The 25,518-nt window shown below is 33.8% G+C and carries 18 protein-coding genes and 1 other annotated feature; of the genes, 14 read left to right on the forward strand and 4 right to left on the reverse strand.

Annotation, left to right across the window (positions count from 1 at the left end; translation table 11 throughout):
* The first annotated feature begins 50 nt into the window (after window positions 1-50).
* The 3 genes from BKP45_RS11560 to murC all read left to right on the forward strand — a co-directional run bounded on the left by BKP45_RS11560 (window position 51) and on the right by murC (window position 3,946).
* Window positions 51-1,148 (forward strand): nicotinate phosphoribosyltransferase, encoded by a 1,098-nt coding sequence (locus BKP45_RS11560; RefSeq protein WP_071389833.1) that lies wholly within the window; start codon window positions 51-53, stop codon window positions 1,146-1,148.
* Window positions 1,149-1,247: 99 nt separating this feature from the next.
* The gene (locus BKP45_RS11565) at window positions 1,248-2,324 is read left to right on the forward strand and encodes a mechanosensitive ion channel family protein (RefSeq protein ID WP_071389834.1); all 1,077 of its coding nucleotides are present in this window, start codon (window positions 1,248-1,250) and stop codon (window positions 2,322-2,324) included.
* A 326-nt stretch (window positions 2,325-2,650) separates the two neighbouring features.
* Window positions 2,651-3,946: a UDP-N-acetylmuramate--L-alanine ligase gene (murC, locus tag BKP45_RS11570; protein WP_071389835.1), complete on the forward strand. Its 1,296-nt coding sequence runs from the start codon at window positions 2,651-2,653 to the stop codon at window positions 3,944-3,946.
* 508 nt (window positions 3,947-4,454) lie between these two features.
* Here murC and BKP45_RS11575 read toward each other — a convergent pair.
* Entirely contained in the window at window positions 4,455-5,570 is a 1,116-nt protein-coding gene (locus tag BKP45_RS11575) for an aminopeptidase (RefSeq protein WP_071389836.1), read from the reverse strand.
* A gap of 618 nt (window positions 5,571-6,188) precedes the next feature.
* Here BKP45_RS11575 and BKP45_RS11580 point away from each other — a divergent pair.
* The 3 genes from BKP45_RS11580 to ytxJ all read left to right on the forward strand — a co-directional run bounded on the left by BKP45_RS11580 (window position 6,189) and on the right by ytxJ (window position 7,670).
* The gene (locus BKP45_RS11580) at window positions 6,189-6,626 is read left to right on the forward strand and encodes a DUF948 domain-containing protein (RefSeq protein ID WP_071389837.1); all 438 of its coding nucleotides are present in this window, start codon (window positions 6,189-6,191) and stop codon (window positions 6,624-6,626) included.
* A gap of 63 nt (window positions 6,627-6,689) precedes the next feature.
* Window positions 6,690-7,169: a YtxH domain-containing protein gene (locus tag BKP45_RS11585; RefSeq protein ID WP_071389838.1), complete on the forward strand. Its 480-nt coding sequence runs from the start codon at window positions 6,690-6,692 to the stop codon at window positions 7,167-7,169.
* 174 nt (window positions 7,170-7,343) lie between these two features.
* A complete protein-coding gene (gene ytxJ / locus BKP45_RS11590) occupies window positions 7,344-7,670 on the forward strand; it encodes a bacillithiol system redox-active protein YtxJ (RefSeq protein ID WP_071389839.1) in 327 nt (108 codons plus the stop codon).
* A 21-nt stretch (window positions 7,671-7,691) separates the two neighbouring features.
* Here ytxJ and BKP45_RS11595 read toward each other — a convergent pair whose 3' ends face one another.
* On the reverse strand, window positions 7,692-9,860 hold the full coding sequence (locus tag BKP45_RS11595) for a cell division protein FtsA (RefSeq protein WP_071389840.1): 2,169 nt from the start codon (window positions 9,858-9,860) through the stop codon (window positions 7,692-7,694).
* A gap of 238 nt (window positions 9,861-10,098) precedes the next feature.
* Here BKP45_RS11595 and BKP45_RS11600 point away from each other — a divergent pair, with 238 nt between their 5' ends.
* From BKP45_RS11600 to BKP45_RS11620, 5 genes are all read left to right on the forward strand, one after another.
* Window positions 10,099-11,175: a bifunctional 3-deoxy-7-phosphoheptulonate synthase/chorismate mutase gene (locus BKP45_RS11600; protein WP_071389841.1), complete on the forward strand. Its 1,077-nt coding sequence runs from the start codon at window positions 10,099-10,101 to the stop codon at window positions 11,173-11,175.
* A gap of 669 nt (window positions 11,176-11,844) precedes the next feature.
* A complete protein-coding gene (gene ccpA / locus BKP45_RS11605; RefSeq protein ID WP_071389842.1) occupies window positions 11,845-12,843 on the forward strand; it encodes a catabolite control protein A in 999 nt (332 codons plus the stop codon).
* Window positions 12,844-12,943: 100 nt separating this feature from the next.
* A complete protein-coding gene (motP, locus tag BKP45_RS11610) occupies window positions 12,944-13,756 on the forward strand; it encodes a flagellar motor protein MotP (RefSeq protein ID WP_071389843.1) in 813 nt (270 codons plus the stop codon).
* Window positions 13,746-14,513: a flagellar motor protein MotS gene (gene motS / locus BKP45_RS11615; protein ID WP_071389844.1), complete on the forward strand. Its 768-nt coding sequence runs from the start codon at window positions 13,746-13,748 to the stop codon at window positions 14,511-14,513. The genes motP and motS overlap by 11 nt, the downstream gene beginning before the upstream one ends.
* Before the next feature lie 199 nt (window positions 14,514-14,712).
* Entirely contained in the window at window positions 14,713-15,411 is a 699-nt protein-coding gene (locus BKP45_RS11620; protein ID WP_071389845.1) for a 5'-methylthioadenosine/adenosylhomocysteine nucleosidase, read from the forward strand.
* Window positions 15,412-15,703: 292 nt separating this feature from the next.
* On the opposite strand, the gene BKP45_RS11625 is transcribed toward BKP45_RS11620, so the two are convergent.
* A complete protein-coding gene (locus tag BKP45_RS11625; protein WP_071389846.1) occupies window positions 15,704-18,646 on the reverse strand; it encodes a transglycosylase domain-containing protein in 2,943 nt (980 codons plus the stop codon).
* Window positions 18,647-18,781: 135 nt separating this feature from the next.
* Window positions 18,782-19,013 (forward strand) — a binding site (T-box leader).
* A gap of 228 nt (window positions 19,014-19,241) precedes the next feature.
* Here BKP45_RS11625 and tyrS point away from each other — a divergent pair.
* Window positions 19,242-20,504 carry a tyrosine--tRNA ligase gene (tyrS, locus tag BKP45_RS11630; protein WP_071389847.1) on the forward strand — a complete coding sequence of 421 codons (1,263 nt, stop codon included), beginning with the start codon at window positions 19,242-19,244 and terminating at the stop codon, window positions 20,502-20,504.
* A gap of 446 nt (window positions 20,505-20,950) precedes the next feature.
* On the opposite strand, the gene rpsD is transcribed toward tyrS, so the two are convergent.
* Window positions 20,951-21,553, reverse strand: a complete 603-nt coding sequence (gene rpsD / locus BKP45_RS11635; protein ID WP_071389848.1) for a 30S ribosomal protein S4 — start codon at window positions 21,551-21,553, stop codon at window positions 20,951-20,953.
* A 563-nt stretch (window positions 21,554-22,116) separates the two neighbouring features.
* Here rpsD and BKP45_RS23015 point away from each other — a divergent pair.
* A complete protein-coding gene (locus BKP45_RS23015) occupies window positions 22,117-24,450 on the forward strand; it encodes a sensor domain-containing diguanylate cyclase (RefSeq protein WP_245747455.1) in 2,334 nt (777 codons plus the stop codon).
* A 332-nt stretch (window positions 24,451-24,782) separates the two neighbouring features.
* Window positions 24,783-25,436: a forespore capture DNA-binding protein RefZ gene (gene refZ / locus BKP45_RS11645; RefSeq protein ID WP_071389849.1), complete on the forward strand. Its 654-nt coding sequence runs from the start codon at window positions 24,783-24,785 to the stop codon at window positions 25,434-25,436.
* Window positions 25,437-25,518 lie beyond the last annotated feature (82 nt).

The following is a 25,518-nucleotide window of genomic DNA, read 5'->3' on the forward strand; positions in this document are numbered from 1 at the left end:
TCACGGGCAATCTAATAATAAATGACACCGTATAAACCAAGGGGTAAATTATGAAAGAGATAAGACTAAAATTAGAAGGTAAAATTAAAAGATTAACGAACCAAACATTTAAATTTGATGAACGTGTGAAAGAAGGTTGGTTTTCTGCAGTTTATTTTTTGAAAACTCGTGAAATTGTTGAGCGCTACAAAAAAGATAACCATGTAACAATGCAATTTTTCCAAAAAACTGATGCTGTCCTTTGTGGAACTGATGAGGTTATTGCACTTGTTAAAACATTTGCTAGAAATGTAGACGAGCTCGAAATACATTCATTAAAGGATGGTGACAAGATAAAACCATTCGAAACAGTATTAACAATTTCAGGTCCTTACCAAAATTTCGGTTATTTAGAAGGAGTCATTGACGGAATTTTAGCGAGACGTACATCTGTTGCTACGAATGTATATAATGTGGTGAAATCAGCGAGTCTCTCTGGTAAGAAAAAGCCTGTTATTTTTATGGGAGATCGTGACGACCACTTTACACAACAATCAGGAGATGGATATGCTGCTTACATAGGAGGTTCAATTGCCCAGGCTACACATGCTATGAATGAGTGGTGGGGAAAACAAGGAATGGGTACAATGCCACATGCACTTATTCAATTATTTGAAGGTGATGTAGTTGAAGCAACTCGCGCTTACCACGAAACTTTCCCTGATGACGACTTAATGGCACTTGTTGATTATAATAACGATGTAATCACTGATTCCTTAAAGGTTGCTAGAGAGTTTGGCGAATTGTTAAAAGGGGTTCGTATAGATACATCTAAAACTATGGTTGATCAGTACTTTTTTAGAAATCCTGATGTATTAGGCTCTTTTGATCCACGTGGGGCCAATCCAGAATTAATTTTTGCTTTACGCAAAGCTTTAGACGACGAAGGTTTCAATCACGTAAAGATTGTTGGTTCGGGAGGCTTTGATGCAAAACGTATTGAAGAATACGAAAAAAGAGGAGTTCCTGTTGATATTTATGGTGTTGGAAGTAGTTTGCTTAAAATACATATTGGATTTACTGGAGACAATGTATTATTGAATGGAAAACATCAAGCAAAAACAGGTCGTATATTCCGACCAAACCCTCGTCTTGAAAGAGTTGATTAAAATTAACACACAAGCTTCTGAATAAGGGCTTGTGTGTTTTCTATTTTGATTATTGATTGTAAAATATAAATTAATGAATAATTCACGAGGTAATCTAATATGGAAATAATAGATTTATTAATTTCACTACCTATTTGGGTTGATGTCGGTATCTCCTTTTTAATTTTTATGTTTTTTTTATTGCTTAGGAAACTCTTTACGAAATATGTTTATAAGTTGATTATAAAAGTAGCTAAAAAATCACCTAGTGATTTCTTTATAAATTTATTTATGGCATTTGAAAAACCGCTAGGATGGTTTTTTGTATTAATTGGTCTTTATATTGCTATTATTAATTTACCTTATATTCATGGCTTTGAAGAGCAAATTATAAAAATATATCGTACATTGTTGATCGTTTTAATTACATCAGGTTTATATAATTTAGCAGCTACTTCGTCACCGATATTTGAAAAAGTTAGCGAAAAATTACACATTGAGGTAGATCGTATATTAATTCCTATACTTTCAAAGATTTTGCGCTTTTTTATTGTAGCACTAAGTTTAAGCGTAATAGCTCAAGAGTGGGGGTTCGATATTAATGGTTTTGTGGCGGGTTTAGGTCTTGGCGGTCTAGCAATTGCTTTTGCTGCCCAAGAAACAGTAGAGAATTTCTTTGGTGGTATAGTCATTATGACAGAAAAACCTTTTACGAAAGGGGATTGGATTAAAACCTCTATTGTAGAAGGAACAGTTGAGGAAATTAACTTTCGAAGTACTAAAATTAGGGTGTTTCGACAAGCGTTAGTAACTGTGCCGAACTCATCACTTGCAAATGAAGCAATTCTAAATTGGTCGCGAATGGGTAAAAGACAAATATCGTTTCATTTAGGGTTGAAGCTTAACACCCCAAAGTGGAAATTGGAAAAATGCATGAATGAAATCGAAAAGATTTTAAGAAATCATGATGATGTTCATCAAGAAACAATTTTCGTTCATTTTGAAGGTTTCAGTGAAAGTAGTTTAGACATATTTTTGTACTTTTTTACTAAATCAACTGTTTGGGGAGAATATTTAGAGGTAAAACAATCCATTAATTTTAAGATCTTAGAAATACTTCAAAGAGAAGGGGTAACAGTTGCGTTTCCATCTAGAAGTTTTTACATTGAATCAAATTTTCTTGATAATCAACAATAGAATATTCTTTAACTATTAGGTACACATGTAGGCCTGAAAGTATAAATGAATTTATAAAGCAGTGGTTAAAATAATAATATAAGCATTTTATTTTAATTTATATAATAAACTTATTAACATGTATTTGTTTAAAGAAAATATGTTCATGGTTATAATACATAATTTCTGTTATAATAATTCAGAATGTATTCAAAAAAACATTTATACATATTAGACATATACTTAAATTGAGGTTTATTAATTATTACAAATATATTTGCTTTTTAATAAAGTTTGGATGCATATCAAAATGAATAGGTTATTACGGAAGTGTGGAGGTCCAAAGTATGACAGTCTACCATTTTATTGGAATTAAAGGCTCTGGAATGAGTGCTCTTGCTCAAGTATTACATGACATGAAGTATGAAGTACAAGGTTCAGATGTTGATAAAAAATTTTTTACTCAAATACCATTAGAGAAAAAGGGAATTAAAATATTACCTTTTGATAAAGGGAATATTCAAATGGGGCAAACGATCATTGCTTCACCCGCTTATAATGAGGAAAATGAAGAAATTTCAGAGGCAATACAAAAATCAATCGATGTTCATAAATATCCACTGTTTTTAGGACAATTTATTCAAAAGTTTACGAGTGTTGCTGTTACAGGCTCTCATGGTAAAACATCTACAACAGGATTATTATCACATGTATTAGGAGCTGCAAAGCCGACCTCATACTTAATTGGAGATGGTACTGGTAAAGGTGAAGAAAATAGCGAGTATTTTGTATTCGAAGCATGTGAGTACCGTAGGCATTTTCTCAACTATAAGCCTGATTATGCAATCATGACAAATATTGATTTTGATCATCCTGATTACTTTTCTGATGTGAAAGATGTTTTTAATGCTTTTCAAGAAATGGCGATGCAAGTAAAAAAAGGAATTATTGCTTGTGGTGATGATGAGCATTTACAGAGTATTCATGCGAATGTTCCGATAGTATTTTATGGCCTTGAAGACCATAACGATTTTCAAGGTACGAATATAAAAGCTACTCCTGAAGGGACAAAATTTGACGTGTTTGTTCGTGATACATTTTACGGTACTTTCATAATACCGGGCTATGGTGCGCATAATGTTAAAAATGCTTTAGCTGTCATTGCCATATGTGATTATGAAGGTGTATCTATTGAAATAATTTCAGAACAACTCCGAACATTCCCAGGGGTGAAACGTCGTTTTAGTGAAAAAAGAATAGGGGAGCAAGTTTTAATTGACGATTATGCTCATCACCCAACTGAAATTTCTGCAACAATAGAAGCTACAAAGCAAAAATATTCTGACAGAGAAGTAGTAGCCATTTTTCAACCACATACCTTTACTAGAACCAAAACTTTTCTAGATGATTTTGCTAAAAGTTTAAGTAAAGCTGACCAAGTTTATTTATGTGATATTTTTGCTTCAGCAAGGGAAAATGTTGGAACCTTAACAATTCAAGATCTCCAAAAGCTGATTCCTAATTCTAAACTAATTAAAGAAGATGAGATGGACCAACTTAAACAGCATTGTACAGGTGTTTTGTTGTTTATGGGAGCTGGAGATATTCAAAAATTCCAACAAGCATATGAGAATATAATTTAAACAACTCAATGAACAAAACGCAAAGAATAGTAGTTCTTTGCGTTTTGTTCATTTTCATGTAGATTAAATAAATGATGATAGTCACTCTGAATACCTATTTTATCTTACTCTTAATGGGTAGTAAGACCCCCACCTCAAAACTAAAGAAAATCGAGAAGTTTAGGTGGGGGATAAACTGCCCCTAAAGGTCCGATATAGAATAACTTTCATCAGAGAAAGCTGATGATTAGTTATTCTTATGCCCGTGGTATAAGTTGAACTAACAATCAGTGGGGGATGAAGGAAAACCCCCACTGATTGAAGTTCAGCTTTATTAGAAATGGATAATTATTTTAATTAATTATTTTTTTACTATGAGTGAAGTTCTTAATTACCAAAAATGAGTCACATAACCCTATAACTAGTTACGAATGTTTCAACGAAACTAGTTATAGCATCTTAGTGGCGAAAATAATGAATGATGAAATTCTTTAACCTACAAGTTCTAGTTAGATGAATCTCACTCCTATTATTTTAGGTTTTCTGGGTTTAATGGATATAATTCTTCAATGACGAAACGTCCGTCCTTACGGATTAACACACCATCAAAGTACATCTCACCACCACCATATTCTGGGCGTTGAATATGAACGATGTCCCAATGAATAGATGAATGATTTCCATTAAAAGCATCGTCATAACATTGCCCTGGTGTAAAGTGGAAGCTGCCGTCAATTTTTTCATCAAATAAAATGTCTTTCATTGGATGCTGTATGTAAGGGTTGACTCCAATCGCAAATTCACCAATGTAACGAGCGCCTTCATCTGTATTAAAAATATTGTTGATGCGATCTGAAGCGTTTGCTGTTGCCTCGATAATCTTTCCGTCTTTAAATGTCAATTTAATATTTTCAAATGTAAAGCCTTGATAAGGAGAAGGGGTATTATATGATATAGTTCCGTTAACGGAATCTTTAACAGGTGCAGTATATACTTCACCATCAGGAATATTCATTTCTCCTGCACATTTGACAGTTGGGATATCTTTGATAGAAAAAGTTAGATCAGTTCCATCTCCAGTAATTCGTACTTTATCTGTCTTATTCATCAAATCTACTAAAGAATCCATCGCTTGACTCATTTTGCCATAATCTAAATTACAAACGTCGAAATAAAAATTTTCAAAGGCTTCTGTACTTAGTCCAGCTAATTGCGCCATAGAGGCACTTGGATAGCGAAGCACAACCCATTTCGTTTTCGGAACACGTATTTCTCTATGTACTTTTTTCCCTACCGTTTTCCCATGCAATGCCATTTTCTCTGAAGGAATGTCAGATAACTCACTTATGTTATCTCCAGCACGTAAACCTATGTAGGCATTCATATTTTTCATAACGTTTGCTTCAAAATCAGCCATCATGTTCATTTGTTTTTCATTTGCATGAAGTAATAAACTACGGTCTATCTGGTGATCTTTAAGAGAAACAAAGGGATTTCCACCCGCTTTGTATGCTTCTTCAACTAATGCTTTTACAAGTTCTTTTTGTATGCCGAAATTTTCAATTAAGACACTTTCTCCTTTTTGTAGCCTTACCGAATAATTTATTAAATTTCTCGCTAAAGTTTGAATACGTGGATCTCTCATTTACGTAAATACCTCCTTTTGTATCTAAAAATAGTTTACCCTTATAACATCTTTTCGTCTATTTTCAATTACCTTTTTTCACGTTAGAAAGTTTAAAGTTGCGGATTATGATAGTAACGTAGAACTTTTTAATTTCAGGGTAAGAAAGCATTTCTAACTTGGAAACTGTCTAGCGCAAGCAGCCTTGTAGCTCGGTCACTTCAGGCAAGTAACTTACTTCAATTACTTCTTGAAATCCCCCGTTCATTAGCTTCATGCAGCTTTGCTCCTGCGATTACTCGTCGCACGGAAAACAATTGCTGCTGCGATTACTCGTCGCAGAAAACACTGCTTCGAGGAAGCTTACTACGAAGCATAAAAAATAGTAACACTGTAGTAAATATTTTTGTGAAAATTGAGTCGAGTTTAGGATGCAAATTATTGATTTTCCTAAAACACTTAGTTTTTTTGAGAGGAAAAGTAGATGTTTTGTAGAATAAGTAAAGAAATGCTAGTATATAGAAAGTCAAATAAAACTAATACTAGGCAAGTGTATACCATTACTACGTTTAGGATATTTTGTAAAGGGTATAGGTTTTATAAGATAATAGATAAGAAGAGAGAATGGGGGTGTGTACAATGGAATGGATATTGTATTTAAGTATTGCCCTTGTAGCTATAGCTTTTACAGTATTAGTCGTTTTTGTTTCGAAAACATTAAGTACTGTTCAAAAAACTTTAATGGGCGTTGCTATTACATTGGAACGATTAAATAACCAAATGGAAGGTCTCACGAAGGAAACTACAGAACTAATACATAGAACAAATCAGTTAGCTGATGATTTTCAAGAGAAGTCTAAGTCTTTAAATACAGTGTTTGACTCTGTGAAAGATCTCGGCGGATCCATAAGTAGCTTAAATCGTTCCATCCAAAAAGTGTCTAATTCTGTTTCTAAATCAGTAGATAAGCAATCTGATAATATTGCACAGACAGTTCAATGGGGAAATATGTTGATCGATTTATATGCAAAGTGGAAGGCGAAAAAGGAAGCAGGACAAAATAAGTCTGAAACTTAATAGAGCGATTTTCCTATATTTTTTTATAGGTGAAAATAAAACACTAATAAGGAGGACGAATGCATGAGTAACGATAATAACATGAACACGAAAGATTTTTTTATTGGGGCATTAGTTGGAGGATTGGTCGGTGCTGCATCTGCTCTTTTACTGGCTCCTAAATCTGGAAAAGAGTTAAGAGAAGATATTAATATCCAAGCACAATCAGCTCGTGATAAAACTAATGAAATCACTCATACGGCATTTGAAAAAGGTACAGAATATGCTTCGTTTGCAAAAGAAAAATCTTCAACTCTTGTCAAGGCGGTTTCAGAGCAATCCACACAATTATTAAATCGTGTAAAAGAATTATCAGAAAGCGTAAAGCGCGATGTTGAGGAAATAAGTCAATCTGCTGACGAATTAACCGAGGATTTAAGAAGTAGTAGTTCAGTAATTGCAGAAACTGTCCGTAATGAAGTTGCGGAACTTCATGAAGTGGTTGTCCAAGAAGATACAATTAATGATGAGGCCAAAGAAGAGGTCGCACCTACAAAAGCCTAAATATAATCAAATAGTTATTTTGTTTTTTAATAAATGAAGGCTGTCAATGAAACGACAGGCCTTCATTTTCTAAATATAAAGTAAATGTGTAAGATAATGATACTAAAACTAATGATTTCGCTACTGATAAGTTATTTGTGAAAATTAGAGTTTTCTAAAAAAGGAGAGTAAGAAATGGCGCTAATTAAGCTTACATCGTTCCAAGAGTTAGATCAATTACTACAGGAAAAAAATTCATTAATTTTGTTGAAAAATAGTATCACGTGTCCAATAAGTCATGAAGCACTTCAAGAGTATAATAAATTTGCAACTGAACAAGAAGAATCGGTTTACTACTTAAATGTTCAAGAAGAAAGAGCTTTTTCAAACGAAGTAGCTGAGAAATTTGCAATTAAACATGAAAGTCCTCAGGTTTTGCTGTTTAAAAACAAAAATGTTATCTGGCATACTTCCCATTGGAATATTACGTATAAAAACTTGAAAGAGAACACCAATACATAAATAAAAAAGCTAGGAATTGTCCTAGCTTTTATTACTTTTTTTTTCCGCCCATTTTATTTCGAGGTGATCACCATTATGAATTGGAGTTGAAAAAGTAGCATCCTTTTCATTTCTCAAAATAATAAGTGTTTTATTTTCTTGTGCTGTTAAGTTGAAGTCAACAAATCGAAAGATATCCTGAAAAATAAATGTCTCCTTTTTGTTCAAGGTGATTGTTAGACTATCCCCAGCGTATATACGACTTTTTTCAGTAAGTAATTCATCCCCTCGTTTTGGAATGACTAATGGTTTAGATATTTCAATGGATTCTCCATTGAAATATACAGTAATATTATAACTAGCTTCAATTTTTTCCTGAATAAGCAATTCTTCAAGAGTGATGAATGGTTGGCTTTTCATTTTTATCAACAAAAAGTCTCCATCTTGGACTAGAGCATTCTTGGTAGTTTTTTTGCCGTTTTTTACTAATGTGTCTTCAACGTTAAAAATAACTTGGCTTCCATTAATATGTACGTTAAAAGGTTTTATTTGCTCGATCATATCATACAACTTTAATGAAGCCAGTACTTCTTCGATTGAATTAGCTGATTGGACTATTATTTCATCTCTGTCCTCAATTTTCTCCGTTAGTAGTGCCTGTTGTCCATTTTTTATGATAGTTGCCTGTAGATTATACATTTTCCCATTTATAGATATTGCTTTCGTTGGTAGTGTTTCAATTACGTCACTAATGGTAGCCTTGGCATCTTTTCCATTGGCACCACTTTGAGCAATGATTGTGTCTCCGTCTTTCAATGGTGTATCTAGGCTACAGGATTGGTGATTTTTCTCTAATCTTGGTGGTTGTCCGTGTTCTCCTGGAATAGAAATTAATCGTTCATTTACTTTTACCATAATAGCCATGCCAGGTTTACCGTAAAGTTTTGAAAGCTCTATACCTGCAGCTAATAACCCATCACCCACCGTTAACTTTTTAATATCAAAGAGTCGAATTATTTGGTCGTTTACCTTAATACTTACATACTCAACTGGACTTTCTTTCGCTGCAATTGCTATTCCAATAGGTGTGACGAGCTCTGGACCAGCTTTTATATCTTCAGGAATAATCAGAGACTTAATTGCATCAATTCCCCTTACGGCAACTCTATTTTCAGGTAATTGTAACGAATTGGCAATGTATCGAGCTAAGTTAGGAGTAAGGCTACCACCGCCAACTAGCATTACAGCTTTGGGTGATTTTTTATTTAGGTTAAGAATTTCTGTTGTTATTTCGGTAGCGAGAGTTTCAATAGCTTTTGATATAGGTTCAATAATATCTTCTTTTGAAAAGGAAGTTTCAAAACCAAGAATATCAGTAAGCACTACTTCATCTTGCGATGTTAATTGTCGTTTTACAATTTCAGCTTCCGGAAAATCTAATAGAAAGTGATCACTAATTGCTTCAGTAATTTCATCCCCGGCAATAGGGACCATGCCATAAGCTGTAACAGTCCCTGAATCGGTGATGGCAATATCGGAAGTACCAGCACCGATATCTACAAGTGCAACATTTAACCGTCTCATTGTAGGTGGAATTAGGACATTAATTGCAGCAATTGGTTCTAGTGTTAATGCTTCAAGCTCTAATCCAGAACGACTTAGAGCAGCAAGTAGTGACTCTACAACTACCTTAGGTAAGAAGGTGGCAATTACTTCAACTGAAGCAATATACCCGCTTTGATCAACAAGACTTCCAATTTCTTCTCCGTCTAATTGATAGGATAAAACTGAATACCCAACGCAGAAATAATTAACACTTTTGCCTTCATACTCTTTTGCTATTTCATATTGTGCTTTTTGGACAGCACTAAGTTCTAAATGTAATATATCTTGGTGTTCAAATATTGGTTTTTTTGATATGTCAAGTGCAACAATTGCTCTTTTAGTTTTTAGGGAGCGACCTGCAGCTGCTACACATACTTTACGTAAAGGTCCATGTTTGTGCTCTAACTTTTCTTTAATAGAAGTAATGACTTTTGTGACGGAAAGAACATTATGAATTTGTCCATCTAGCATTGAACGATCTTCATGTTCTTGAATTTCAACATCTAGAATTTCATAGCCTGGTTTATTATTCTTTAATAATAAACCAACAACAGATCGAGTACCGATATCTAAACCGAAAATTGGTAAATCAGAATGTGATGTCATTTATTACACCTACTTAGATAAATTGTTTAAAGTTTTTTAAATTAGTTACTATTAATATAATAGTTTCATAAAGGTATTGTAATATACAATCACAGTACTTTAGTGCTTAAAAGCGTTTAATCAATAAAGATAAAAGTCGTGACAAGTAAATTATAATCGTTTATAATAATCCCTAACTTATAAGAAATGTAACATATTTTTCAAAACTTTTAAATACTAATTGAGGAGTGTGGTAACAATGGGGAATGAACAATTAGAACAGTTGAGAGTTAAGTTAGATGATGTTAACCTTAAATTATTGGATATCATTAATGAAAGGGCTAAATTAGTTCAAGAAATTGGTCAAGTAAAAAAAACACAGGGTGTAAATCGTTTTGATCCAGTCCGTGAAAGAAAAATGTTAGATATGATTGCAGAAAAGAATGAAGGCCCATTTGATACCGCAACGTTACAACATATATTTAAACAAATCTTTAAATTAAGTCTAGAACTCCAAGAAGATGATAGTCGAAACACTTTGTTAGTTTCTAGAAAGAATCAACCTGAAGATACAATTGTTGATGTTAAAGGTGAAACAATTGGTGATGGTAAGCAACGTTTAATTGCTGGACCTTGTTCAGTAGAGAGCTATGAACAAGTTGCTAGTGTTGCTAAAGTGTTAAAAGAGCAAGGGGTAAAGTTGCTTCGAGGTGGAGCATTTAAACCAAGAACTTCTCCTTATGATTTCCAGGGACTTGGACTAGAAGGGTTAAAAATATTAAAGCGAGTAGCTGATGAATTTAATATGGCAGTTATTAGTGAAATTGTTGATCCTAAAGATATAGAAGTAGCTGTTGAATATATTGATGTAATTCAAATAGGTGCAAGGAACATGCAAAATTTTGAATTACTAAAAGCGGCGGGGTCAGTTAAAAAACCAGTATTATTAAAGCGTGGTTTATCGGCAACAATTGAGGAATTTATTAATGCAGCTGAGTACATTATTTCAAAAGGGAACGGAAATATCATGTTATGCGAACGAGGAATTCGGACGTATGAAAAAGCAACTCGTAACACATTAGATATTTCGGCTGTACCAATTTTAAAGCAGGAAACACACTTACCGGTATTAGTTGATGTTACACATTCGACAGGAAGAAGAGACCTACTACTTCCAACTGCTAAAGCAGCACTTGCAATTGGGGCTGATGCAGTGATGGCTGAAGTGCATCCAGATCCAGCAGTAGCCCTCTCCGATTCAGCACAACAAATGGATTTCGATCAATTTGCTAAATTTATGGATGACCTCCGAGGTTCAGGGTTATACAAACTATAAAAATAATAGATACTAACGGCCTTCTGCAGATTATGTGGAAGGTTTTTTATATATTCTTATGGGTACAAAATTTAGAGACATAACACCGTGTAACAAACGTTATTGTGAAATATCTCATTAGCAATTAAATGTATGTTTCTATTAGTGGAACAGTAAGAGAACTCGTTCTAGCTTCGCTAGAACATCGGAATTTCAGATGGAGTCTCAACTCCACCTGAATGGAAGTTCCCACCTACGCTACGCTTAGAGGTGGGGGATTAACTGCCCCTAAAGGTCCGATATAGAATAACTTTCATCAGTGGGGGATGAAGGAAAACCCCCACTGATTGAAGTTCAGCTTTATGAGTAAAAGTATACGAATTCAAAATTGGAGATATCCTAACAGAAAATGGTTGTATAAATAATCGAAATTTGTAAAAATAAAATGAAAAATAAATCAATTATACACTCTTTTGTCGATTGTGGTGTACAATAACATTAGGGCTAGAAATCACGAATGGTATAAATTGTTAAGATTTAAAATGTTCATTTCAATTAAAAAATGAATGTTTTTTGTCGATATAAGTACAGTAAGTGATTGCAGACCTCCTAAATGTGTCGTATTATAGCATTAAAATCATGAAAACATGAAAACCAATTACTGGTAAAATAGAGGAGGCTTACGTATCAGTGAATACAACAATTTACGATGTTGCAAGAGAAGCAGGAGTATCGATGGCAACCGTTTCTCGTGTAGTTAATGGAAATCCAAATGTAAAACCAACAACAAGAAAGAAAGTATTAGAAGCAATTGAAAGACTAGGTTATCGCCCTAATGCAGTTGCACGTGGTTTAGCAAGTAAACGAACAACTACTGTTGGAGTAATTATCCCGGATATCTCTAGTATCTTTTTCTCTGAATTAGCGAGAGGAATTGAAGATATAGCAACAATGTATAAATACAATATCATCCTATGTAACTCTGATCATAACAAGGAGAAAGAAATTCATCTTTTAAATACGCTACTTGAAAAACAAGTGGATGGAATAGTATTTATGGGCAGTCAAATAACGGAAGAACATGTAGAACAATTTAAACGTTCACCTGTTCCAATCGTATTATCAGCAACTGTGGATCCAGGAAAAGAGTTTCCTTCTGTTAATATTAATTATGAACAAGCTGCTTACGATGCAGTAAAGTTCTTAATAGAAAATGGTCATACGAAAGTTGCTATGCTATCAGGTTCACTAGAAGATCCAGTAAACGGATACCAAAAGTATGCTGGTTACCGTAGAGCAATTGAGGAAGCGAATATCACTTTTAATGATGATTATGTTGTGATTGGTGATTACACATATGATTCAGGAATTGAAGCAATGGAAATGTTTTTAGGATTAAATGAACGTCCAACAGCAATATTTGCAGGTACTGATGAAATGGCATTAGGAATTATTCATGGTGCTCAAGATAAAGGTTACAATGTACCGAATGATATTGAGGTAATTGGATTTGATAACACAAGGTTAGCAGCAATGGTTCGTCCAACTTTAACATCTGTTGTTCAGCCAATGTATGATATTGGTGCAGTTTCAATGCGTTTGTTGACAAAGTATATGAATAAGGAAGAGGTCTCAGACGAAGTTGTCTTATTACCTCATCGTATTGAATTTAGACAATCAACCAAATAAAGGTGAGAAACTTTAGTTTTTGTTTAGATGGCATGCAGAAGCTAGAGTTCTCTCATTAAGATTTAAAGATATCTTATGTATTGTAGTTAGGGAGAGGTTTATGAAAAAATTTGACATAATGACACCAATAGGAATTGTAGCTGGTATTATAGCAATAATGTTTGCGATATTAAATAATGCGGGGCCATCAGGTGTAGCATATTTTATCCATATATCTTCTGTTTTGATTGTAATTGGTGGTTTGGTTGGGGCTATAATGATTAATTTCTCGTTAGCTGAAGTTAAACTTGTTCCGAAAGTGCTTCGTGAAGCCTTTCGAGAAGCGCAACAAGATTTACCTACGTTAATTGACACTTTTGTTGATTTGTCAACAAAAGCTAGACGTGAAGGACTTTTGGCTTTAGAGGTTTCACTTGAGGAAGTAGACGATCCTTTTATTAGAAAAGGGGTTTTATTAGCTGTTGATGGAATTGAACCTGATATTATTAAAGACATTATGATGGCTGAGGTTGTTGCTACTGAAGAAAGACATAGGAAAGGACGCCTAATCATTGAAAAGTGCGGAGAGTACGCACCAGCTTGGGGAATGATTGGAACTCTCATTGGTTTAGTATTAATGCTACAAAACTTAAATGATCCTGCAACTTTAGGACCCAATATGGCTATTGCACTAATTACGACACTTTATGGTACATTACTTGCTAACTTAGTTTTTATTCCGATGGCTAGTAAACTAGCAAATAAGACTGAAGAAGAAGTATTTGTAAAACAAATTATCGTTGAAGGAGTTATTGGTGTTCAATCAGGACAAAATCCAAAAATATTAGAAGAAAAGCTAAGTGCATTTTTACCTGAGACAAGTAAACAAAGAGACATTGAAGAGAGTGAAGGAGTGGCAGTTGATGGAGCGTAGGCGCCAGCAAAAGCAAGATAAAGGTGCGCCAAAGTGGATGGTAACCTTTTCTGACTTAATGACTCTAATTTTAGTCTTTTTTATCCTTTTATTTTCTATGTCTGTTGTTGATGCGTCAAAATTCCGTGCAGTTGCTGAGTCTTTTCAACAACGAGCTATGTTTGAGTTTTATCCATCATTAATTCCTTTCGATCATCCAGCTGAAGATATCGAAATTAAAAGAGATCCTTTTGATGATGTTATCGATCCGTTTAAGGACGTGTTAAAAGAGGAGCTAACTAATCAGGAATTAAACAACTTGTATGAAGAAGTGAAACAATTCTTAATAGATAATCAGTTGAATGAAGTAATTTCAGCCTCTAGAGATGATCGTGGAGTAGTTCTTGTCCTTCAAGAGCGGACATTATTTGAAACAGGAGAAGCACAAATACTTGATGGTGCAAAGCCTTTTTTAACAAAGGTAGCTACTTTACTAGAGTCGATACCGAATTTAGTAAAGGTAGAAGGCCATACTGATAGTAGACCAATTAATACCTTTCGTTACCCTTCTAATTGGGAGCTTTCTGGGGCAAGAGCAAGTAGTGTCATTCGTTTTTTAATAGAAAATAACGATATTGATCCTTATCGGTTTTTAGCAGTAGGATATGGAGATACTAGGCCTGTTGTTCCAAATACAACAAAAGAAAACCTACAAAAAAATCGCCGTGTTGTTATTGTTATCTCTGATCCTAACTATAATGAAAATGAATTATATTAAAACCTAGGTATTACCTAGGTTTCTTTATATTTTTTTGGAGAGAGGGTAGAATGTTAATGTTGTTATTATAAACTACATAAATATTCGGTTCTTAAGGAGCGGTAAAACACCACAGCAAAACTTTTAGAAATTGAAAAGTTTTGCTGTGGGTTAACTGCCTCTAAAGGTCGGATCAAAATATTTTGAGAGGGTGCATAAAGTGGTAATTGGAATAATAGGAGCAATGGATGAGGAGATAAGATTATTTAAGGAAAGCATTGAATTTAAAGAAGAAGTTGTAAAAGCAACAATAACTTTTTATGTTGGCATTTTTAAAGGAAAAGACGTAGTGATTTGTAAATCTGGGGTTGGAAAAGTCAATGCTGCCATTACTACTCAACTTCTTATCGATCACTTTTCTGTTTCCAAAATTATTTTTACAGGAGTAGCAGGTGCTGTTGACCATGATTTAAATATTGGTGATATTGTTATTTCTACTAGTGCAGTCCAGCACGATCTTGATGCATCTGCATTAGGGTTTAAAAAAGGTGAAGTACCGATGTTTGATTTTTCTTCTGATTTTCCAGCTGATAGTGAGCTTATAGAGTTAGCTCAACAAGCTTCAAGTTGCTTGGAAGGAGTAAATGTAGTAACTGGAAGGGTATTAAGTGGAGATCAATTTATTGCTGATCATAAAAAGGTAGAAGAGCTTGACAAAGTATTTTCAGGGAAATGTGTGGAGATGGAAGGGGCTTCTGTTGCACATGTGGCAATGTTAAATAGTATACCTTTTGTTGTGATTAGATCAATGTCAGACAAAGCCAATGGTGAAGCAAATGTTAATTTTACCGAATTTACTAAGCTCGCATCAGAACGTTCTTATACTATTGTTCAAAATATGCTAGAGAAAATACTGTAAAAAGTCAGTGGAAGCAAAAACTGTGAATGCTTCCACTTTTTTCACTTTCAAAGTGTGGAATAAATTAATTAGATTCGAATCAAATTTACAAACTTAAAACTACTTTCTTTTAAGTCACGTATATGAGCGAGTACAGTTTCAACTGTGATTTTGTTTCTTTCGCTTCTTTAAATAAGGAAAACGAATTTGGCATGGCATTATAGGATAAGCGAGCATTCAAAGTTTAACATTCTATTAGTTTTGTTTAAAAAAACCCGGCTAAAGATAAGCCGGGTGAAATTGGTAAAATATATTAATCTGTAGAGTTTGGAGGATTTTCACTCTCTCCATTGTTGCCATTTCCATCGTTTTCATCATTATTACTAGGTTGCTTTTTATTATCTTCGTTGTTTTCATCATTATTACTAGGTTGCTTTTTATTATCTTCGTTGTTTTCATCATTATTACTAGGTTGCTTTTTATTATCTTTGTTGTTTTCCTCTTTTTTACTCTCATTTTTCTTTTCATCATCACTATCTGCATTATCATCCGGTATTTTTTCTTGCCAATTACCAGTAATGATTTGAGATGATGCTTCTGATTCCCTTCCGACAACATCAACTGCAGTTACTTTGTAGGCAAAGGCTCCGCTACTTAATGTGATGGAAAGCTCTTGATCTGATCTAATGCTTTGATAACGTGTGAAATTACCACTCCCATTTGGAGCACGGTAGATTCGATAGCCTATGATATCGTTATCCGGGTGCTTTTGCCACTTAAGATTTCCGTTTTCATTGATGACCGTAGTCAATCGACTAGGTGTTTTTCCATTGTCTTTAGCCGTTTGATCGGGAATAATTTTACCCCAATTATTAGGGAGATAATCTAAGATATTGTTAATATCTTTAAACAAGTCACCTTTAATTGAAATTCCTCTTTGTGTAAATTCTTGTGGTGAATTCGCTAATGCTAGGTATGGTTTACCATTAAGCATTACAAAATTTACTCTTTCTAAGCTATTATCAACCTTATTAGGGGTATATTTAGCATTAAATAAATCTGTTTTTACAAGACCTGCTTCCCGACATAAGTCAGATGGTAATAGTCCAGTTACTCCGCAAAATGATTGACGTACGATACCACTCGGCATTTTAAACCTTTCGTTTGTACCAATAAAACCAGGATCAATCTTATGTGCAGCATTAGCAAGACTAGCCCAAATTTGCTGTGTTCTTGGTCCGGTTTGTCCCTGTAGTGGACTGTTAGTATCATAACCAATCCATACCCCCATAGTAAAGTTTGGATTAAACCCTACGTACCATGAGTCATAGGTGTCACTCGTTGTACCGGTTTTACCAGCAAGGTCAGTTCGGAAATTTAGCATTCCTGGTAATCTTGAAGCTGTACCAGGAGAGACTTGGACATCCCTTAGCACATCAAGTGTTAAATACGCAGTTTGTGGAGAGAAAACTTCAATTTCTTCATGTTCATGGTTATAAATAATTTCGCCATCTTTAGCTACAATTTTTTCAATCATGTATGATGGAATAAACTTCCCTTCATTAGCAAAAACAGAGTAGGCATTAGTATTTTGTTCAACCGTAACACCATACATAAGACCACCTAAAGAAGTAGATTCAAATGGCTCATTTGGATGTAAGTTTGTAATCCTCATTTTAAGTAATAATTCACGACCATAATTTTGCGGTATCATATTAAAGGCTTTTACAGCCGGAACATTTCTGGATCGTTGCAGTGCTTCTCTTACAGTCATTAATCCCAAATGGTTATTGCCAAAGTTTGTTACCGCCTTATTAGGATTGCTTTTGTAATAATACGGTGTATCAGCCATAATATAACCTGGTTGAATTGCACCTAGTTCCATTGCTGGAGCATAAGCTAATAATGGTTTCATCGTTGAGCCATTTTGCCGATACGCTTGAGTAGCATGGTTTAAGCTTTGCCGTTGAAAGTCTCGCCCACTGACAAATGAAATAATTGCTCCAGTTTTATTATCAAGTAAAATCGCTCCTACTTCTTCAGGTTCACCTAGTTTATTAGCAGGTCCGAATAAGTTATTGTTTTTTATTACTTCTTGATGAGCATCATAAATTTCCTTATTAATGGTCATGTGTATTTGATAACCATCTCTGCGTAAGTCACGACGAGCTTTTTCACGGTATTGGCTTTGTAATATTATTCTTTCATCACGATCTTCTATTTCATTAAGGTTTACCTCGTCATCTTCCATTAACTTATTTGAGAATATTTCAATGGCTCTTCTTTCTGCTTCTTGCATAAGTGCTCCATATTTTTGATGACTTGATGGAAGTGGGTCCGTTAAGTTAGCTCTAATATCATAATTTAATGCTTCTTCAAATTCTTTTTCGTTTATATAGCCTTTTTCTCGCATTCTCGTTAACACAGTTCTCATCCGGTTTAACGATGGGTCTAAATTTTCTTTCACACCTCGACCTTGTGATAAAAATGGAGTGTAGCCAAAAGGACTTTGAGGTAAGCCAGCAATGTAAGCAGCTTGTGGAAGCGAAAGATCTTTAGCGTCAACTCCAAATATCCCTTGAGCAGCAGCTTGAACTCCAGCGATATTTCTTCCATTAGCATTTCTTCCAAAAGGGACAACATTTAAATATGCTGCTAAAATTTCCTCTTTTTCAAAAAAGTTTTCTAAGCGCATTGCTAATAGAATTTCTTTGGCTTTGCGATCAAATGAAACTTCGTTTGTTAAAATTTGGTTTTTAATTAACTGTTGCGTTAAAGTGCTTCCACCGGTTTGAAGTGAGGAATTGGAAAATTCCTGATAAGTTGCTCTTAAAATAGCTTTAGGTACAATTCCCTCATGTTCGAAAAAATACTCATCTTCTGTTGCGATAATAGCATTAATCAAATGATCAGAGACATCTTCTAGTTGAACTTCTCTTCGTTCTAATTCAGAAGGTAATGCACCGAGGAGTACGTTGTCTGCAAAGAAAACTTCTGAAATTTCTTCATAATTGTAAATATCCATTTTCATTTCTTCTTTGCTACGTATTTCTTCGTCCATTACAAGAGATGCAAAATAACCTGCGCCTGCCCCACCTACAAAAAGAGCAAGTGAAACAAAGCAAATAAGGAATATTAACAGTAAATTCCAAACTACTTGATATGTTATACGAAAGCTTTTAAATATCTTTTTTTCACTTAAAAATTTGGCAATCATATTGATTGAGAAGCGTCGTTCAGACCGTTTATTATCCATAAATAATACCTCCTACATAATCAACAAACATTATAGCATACATTGTCGATTTATTGTTTGAATGTTAACGAAAAAAGAAATATTGACACGTTGGTATTTTTTTGATAAAAATTAACCAATAATATATTTAAATAAGGCTAAGCTATGAATGGAGACAGTAGTAAGTATTTCCCTGTTTTAGAGAGCTGGTGGAAGCTGAAAACCAGTACAAAAATACTTATGAATTACTTCCAAGAGCATCCTCTGTGAACAAATATTATTTGTATATTTAACTAGCAGTGGACGGTTAATCCGTTATATTTCCGAGGTGGGAAGTATTCATTACTTTCAACAAGGGTGGTACCGCGATCGTAAGTTCGTCCCTTCTTTGGGGCGGACTTTTTTTGTACTTTATTGAAATTTTTTTACTAATTCAACCACGTAAAACTATACCTAGTTGAAATGCACAATTAATAGATACAGTTTCCAAGTTGAGAAAAATCTGTATTATGAAATTCATTAATGTATATAAAATTTCAATTAAAGTAAAAAGGAACGGTTTAAAAAACGGCATGGTTTAAAGTCAAATTTGTCATCAAAATAAGGAGAGAAAAAAATGGATTTATTAAAGGATTTAGAATATCGAGGTTTGATCAATCAAGTAACAGATTTAGAAGGATTAAAAAAGCAATTAGAAGAAGGACAAGTAACATTATACTGTGGATTCGATCCGACTGCAGATAGCTTGCATATTGGTCATTTATTAACAGTATTAACGTTACGTCGTTTTCAATTATCTGGAAATAAACCTCTTGCTCTTGTTGGGGGGGCTACGGGATTAATTGGAGATCCGAGTGGAAAAAAAGCTGAACGTACTTTAAATGAAAAAGAAATTGTTATCCAATTTAGTAATCGCATTAGAGAACAATTATCTCGTTTTTTGGATTTTAGTGGAGACAATGCTGCAAAAACGGTTAATAATTACGACTGGATTGGGAGTTTAGATGTTATTTCGTTTTTAAGAGATGTAGGTAAGAATTTTGGACTGAATTATATGTTAGCGAAAGACTCAGTTGAGTCAAGAATTCAAACAGGGATTTCGTTTACTGAATTTAGTTACATGATTTTACAATCTTTTGACTTTTTGAAGTTGTATGAAAATGAAAATTGTCGTTTGCAAATTGGTGGAAGTGATCAGTGGGGGAATATTACAGCAGGACTTGAGTTGATTAGAAAGTCAACAGAAGGTGAAGCGAAAGCTTTTGGTTTTACAATTCCATTGGTAACGAAAAGTGATGGAACTAAATTTGGTAAAACTGAAGGTGGAGCAATATGGTTAGATGAAGAAAAAACCTCTCCGTATGAACTTTATCAGTTTTTTATAAATACTGATGATCGTGACGTTGTTAAGTTCTTAAAATACTTCACTTTCCTAAGTCATGAAGAAATTAATGTCTTAGAGGAGGAAGTACGTACAGCACCTGAAAAGAGAAGTGCTCAAAGAAAATTAGCAGAAGAAGTAACACAGCTTGTTCATGGAAAAGAAGCATTATCTCAAGCAATTCGAATTTCAGAAGCATTGTTTAGTGGAAATATTGCAGACTTGAATGCTAATGAAATAAAGCAAGGCTTTAAAGATGTTCCGTCTTTTGAAAGTAGTGAGAAAGAAATTAGCTTATTAGATTTGTTAGTTACTGCTAAAATTTCACCATCAAAGCGCCAAGGGAGAGAAGATATTCAGAATGGTGCTATTTATGTTAATGGTGTCCGCACAACTGAACTAGACAAAGTGATTACTACTCAAGATCGGATTGAAAATCAGTTTACAATTGTCCGACGTGGTAAAAAGAAGTATTTCGTGATTAAATATAACAATTGATCGAAATTCATAATTACCAAAAATCAGCCGCAAAAATCTATATCTAGTTACTGGTTCGACTAACTAGATATAGTATCTTATTGACAAAAAATGAATTGTGAAATTCATTAAATCAAGAAAAGCGCAAGCGCCTTGGTCACGAGCGATAGGCTGCTTGCGCTAGACAGTTTCCAAATTAGAAATTTATAAAGCTGAACTTCAATCAGTGGGGGTTTTCCTTCATCCCCCACTGATTGTTAGTTCAACTTATACCACAGGCATAAGAATAACTAATCATCAGCTATCACTGATGAAAGTTATTCTATATCGGACCTTTAGGGGCAGTTTATCCCCCACCTAAAATTCTCGATTTTCTTAAGCTTTGAGGTGGGGGTCTTACTGCCCCTTAAGAGTGGGATAAATTCTGATTATGTAAAAAAAAACCACGCAACGCGTGGTTTTTTTTATTAACGTGAGTAGTATTCAACGATAAGTTGCTCAGTAACTTCAGCAGGTAACTCAGAACGCTCTGGGTAACGAGTGTAAGTACCTTGTAATTTTTCAGCATCAAACTCGATGTAAGAAGGTACGAAGTTATTAACTTCAATAGCTTCTTTAATTACAGCAAGGTTAGCTGATTTTTCGCGAACACTAATCGTTTGACCAGGTTTAACACGGTATGATGGAATATCAACACGTCCACCATCTACAACGATGTGACCATGGTTTACTAATTGACGAGCTCCACGACGTGTGCGAGCTAAGCCCATACGGTAAACGATGTTATCTAAACGTGACTCAAGTAAAATCATGAAATTCTCACCGTGAATTCCAGGCATTTTACCAGCATCATCGAAAATGCGACGGAATTGACGCTCATTTACACCGTACATATGACGAAGTTTTTGCTTTTCTTGAAGCTGAACACCGTATTCTGATAATTTCTTTCTTTGGTTAGGACCGTGTTGTCCTGGTGCGTAAGGACGTTTTTGTAATTCTTTTCCTGTTCCGCTTAATGAAATCCCTAAGCGACGAGATAATTTCCAAGATGGACCTGTATAACGAGCCATGAATGACTCCTCCTTTGTTATTTTAGTATTGATAAAATAACAACAGTTTTAGTAATCCCTTCAAAAGCTCATTTTATATTCATGCACTTTCGCTTCGACAGCTGGAAGTTACACAATGCACCTCTTTACTAATTGCAGCCGCAATAAAGGAGGTATAAAATGAGAAGAGTGTCAGATGAAGTTTACCTTGGCTGTCTTATTTTACACAAATAAGAGTATATGTTTTCTAGTAAAGAAAGTCAAGTTTTACTTAATAAAAAGTTAACCTTAGTCTGGTCAATAAAGGATTGACTAATTATTCTACCTTAAGATGTAAGATAAAATAGGTTATATACTTTCAAAAAATATTTAGTGAGAATTTCATAAGTCCAATCCGCCGACATCAAACTATTTTTAGTTGAAAATGTACCTTACCTGTCAAAGACAAAGGTAAGTAGTATTGTGCGAAGATAAATAGAATGTTAATTTTTAGGTTTTTATAGTAAAAAATAACTATTTCTAATATAATTATAGAATAGCTACAGAAATTTAACGTAACTTGTGCAATAAGTGAGGTGAGCTTAATGATTAAAGGGGATAAGAATATAGATGTTATAGATTTTTCTGAAATCTTTTATAGTGCATTTCACCTAGAAGAGCAGTTCTGTGAAACCATTTCTCCTTGCGTTTTTTTTATAGCTAATAAAGAGGGGCAAATGGTAATAATGAAAGAAATTGGGGTTGTTGATCCCAATGACTTAGAAATAATAAATTGTTTTCCTAATAAAATCGAATTAGATCATGTACCATATAAAAAGCAGGATTACCTAATCGACGCTATTCCCCTTACACTACGAGTGCCAAATAATTATCATTCTTGGGACGGTTATTTAGGTATCATTATTGCAGTTATAGATACTGATCCTAAAATGGTTCGCCCTTTATTGTTTGGGTTAAAGCAATCGCTTGTCATGACATCTAAATACATTGCATACAAAAATGACACGAATTATCAAGTTGAAACCTTTGACAGAATGATTATTCAAATATTAAAGGAAACAGATTATACTGATGAGTTTCCAGTATTTGCAGAAGCGTTTTTAAATGAATTTAAAAAAATGTTTAGTGAACATGATTTTTTATTAACTCTTCTAAATCGGAATGAAGATTTATTAAGACCTTGTTATGCAACAAGCTCATTTGTACTTTCTGAACGTTACCTATTACGAACTGAAGATATTAATAAATTATTAATGACAGTAGAAGATCGTGACTGTGTAAATGTAATAACGAAACGTGTAGCTAACGAAAATGGAATTCTAGTTTATGATGAATGTTTTGAGGATTTTGTATTAATCCCAATTGAGTATAATCAATTACTATGGACGGTTTTGGTTTGCGGAAAAAAACATGGTAAGATCAAATCTGATCATATTAATATTGTTGTAGAGATAATTGAGAAAGTTAAAAAGTTAATTTATAAACTTTTAACATATGAAAAAAAACAGAAAGATCAGAAGCGAAAAGAACTTTTACTACAATTGACGAAGAAGTTCCATTCTACAATGGATGTGAGTGCAATCTTAGCTGAGATTATCAATGCTTCAAAGCAAGTATTCTCAACCTTTGAAATACAACTTCTATTGTCACATGAGTGGGAAGTAGGCGAAGATTTACCAGTTCAACAACTAAGTTATAGTAAAGATACAACAAATGAGATGGCGACTAATGCCTACTTAACTGGGAAAATACACATTGAAAGGTTAAGGAAGGGAAAAAACTCTATTGTTTATGCTCCTCTAAGAGGGAAACAGGGAGTATATGGTGTGTTGAAAATTATTGGGAGACACTCTTCGGTTTTTAAAAATCATGAAATAGAGTTTATAGAAGTATTAGCAGACACAGGGGGAAATGCCATTGAAAACGCCGAACTTTATCAGCAGTCAAGGCAACTTGTCGAAGATTTACAGTTAATAAATAAAACAGCTCACCAACTTAACTTAAATTTAAGGTTATCAGAAACTATTAATTATATGACAAAGCAGATTAAGCTTTCATTTAATGCTCAAGAAATAGGTTTCTTTATGTTTCGAAAGAATGGTCAAATTAAAGTGATTGAAGGTAGTACGAAATACTTTTTAAAAGAATCAAGTACAGAAGAAATAGCACCTTTTTTTGAACGAATTAAAATGGATATGGATGCATTGTTTATTGGAGATCTAGCGTCTCAAGAACCCCATTTATTAAGACCGTTTCGTTCCTTTATTGCTGTTCCAATGGTGCAAAAAGGTGAACTAAAAGGAGCGGTTATCATTGTACACGAGCATGCATATCATTTTTCTTTTAATAAGTTTAAATTACTTCAGTCATTAATTCATCACTCTACATTAGCTTTTACAAATTCTATGCTACATGAGGAACTAGAAAAATTAGTTATCACTGACCATTTAACGAGACTTTATGCAAGAAATTTTTTAGATGAAAGAATAAATGAATCGATGGAAAAGGATGCTTATGGTTGTTTTTTATTAATAGATATTGATAATTTTAAGGAAATAAATGATATCCATGGTCATCAAATTGGTGATGATATTATAATTCAAGTCGCTAATGTTTTAAAGGAAAATATAAAAAATACTGATATCGCTGCTAGATGGGGCGGAGAAGAATTAGCTGTTTACCTTCCAAAGGCAGACAAACAGGTTGGGGAATTAGTTGCCCAACGGATCAGAAAAAAAGTTAAAGAAATTACAAATCCCACAGTAACGATCTCTTGTGGGGTTTCGGATTGGAAGCAGATTGATCGAGATAAATCATTAAAAACATTATTTAGATACGCTGATCAAGCTTTATATAAAGCAAAAAGAAGTGGGAAAAATGCTGTAGTTATCTACGGAGACGATATTGTTAATACGTAAAAAATATGGAGTTGATAGTTATTAAAGGTTTCCTTATATGACTATCAACTCTCTTTTTTTTTCTATGCATTTCGAGATTAAACTCTATTTTTCGGAATTTCTTACTTTTTTTCTTCGTTTATTTCAATTTTTTATCTCGTTTTTTATCAGATATTGATGAAAGATTTTAGGTTACTATCGATAATATTAGGCAGGAGATCCTATGGAATAGTAAGAAGTAACATATTAAGCGGAGTAGCATGGATAAAAAAGTAATGAAGGGGTCTTTTTTCACCTAGCAGATAAATCATGAATGATTGAAGAAAAAATGAAAAAGGGTAGAGGTGAAGGTTATGGATAAAGGTGAAAAAACAAAACGAAAAGTAATAGATGCCGCAGTATCGCTATTTAATGTAAAAGGTTATAGTGGTACGTCAATTCGGTCAATTGCTGATCGAGCTGGAGTGAATGTTGCGTTAATTTCATATTACTTTGGTAATAAACAAGGGTTACTAGAGGAGTTAATGGTTGAATTTTTTGAAGGTTATAACAAAATTTTAGAAGAAGCATATCAAGATTTAAAATCGGCATCTCCAAAAACCTGTTTGTTTTCAATAGTGGAAAAAATACTGAAATATCAACAGCATAACCATCATTTAGCAAGGTTTGTTCATAGGGAAGTAACATTAGATTCAACATTAGTTAGAGAATTAATGATGACTTATTTTATGAAGGAAAAACATTTCATGAAGGCGATTATCGAAGCAGGAATTGATAAAGAAGAGTTCCGAAATTTATCTTGTGATTTTATTTCAATACAAATACGAGCACTATTAACAATGCCTTATTCACAACCTCAATATATCCGTGAAGTTTATCATCTATATCCTCATGAGAGTTACTTTGTTCAACAATATATGAAGCATATTAAAAAATGGTTGCAAGAATTTTTGTATACTGAAAATGATGAAAAAATTAAAAAACAATTGAATATAGCTTTATATTAAGTGACGATCAAAGGGTAATGATGGTTCTCCAATATAGGAGAAAATGAAACCTTTTGATTTTTTTTTGCCTTGTAAAAAAAAA

It is taken from the genome of Anaerobacillus alkalidiazotrophicus (assembly GCF_001866055.1).